Origin of the sequence: Oceanospirillum linum (genome assembly GCF_001995095.2) — a bacterium.
In the GTDB taxonomy this organism is placed as follows: Bacteria; Pseudomonadota; Gammaproteobacteria; order Pseudomonadales; family Halomonadaceae; genus Oceanospirillum; species Oceanospirillum linum.
The window spans coordinates 1-436 of record NZ_MTSD02000109.1 but is presented as its reverse complement, the minus strand read 5'-3'; the positions used below and the strand labels follow the sequence as shown (position 1 = coordinate 436).

1 protein-coding gene is annotated in these 436 nt (G+C 60.8%); it reads right to left on the bottom strand.

The genetic code is table 11. From position 1 onward, the window contains the following. On the bottom strand, window positions 1-436 hold a 436-nt coding region (locus tag BTA35_RS16865; RefSeq protein ID WP_139363723.1), incomplete at both ends, for a porin.

Genomic DNA, 436 nt, shown 5'->3' with positions numbered 1-436 from the left:
GTACACGTCCGTACGCTTGGACAGGCTGTAGTCCGCGCCCAGCGAAGCTTGATGGTACTTGGCCGACGAATCGCCGCTCGACTTCATGTACGTATAGCCCACGCCGACCAGCAACGCTGCCGTTGCTTGGTAGTTGAAGAAGCCGCTACCCGAGTTGTACTTCTCGGTCGAGCCGAACGTCGAGAAACCGTCGGGCTTGTACTGTGCATTGCTGTAACTCAGACCCATCGTGAACGGGCCGACCGTGTATTGACCGGCGACGCGCGCGATACCGATCGACTTCGCCGATTGGTAACCGTCGTTGATCGGGTCGATGTCGAACGGGCCGTCCGAGGTGCCGCCCCAGGCCGTACGACGGCCGGTCTGAGCCGACAGCGCATTCGTGTTGTTAGCGTGGAAGTAACCTGCGGCGACGGCGATCGGACCGTTGTTGTAC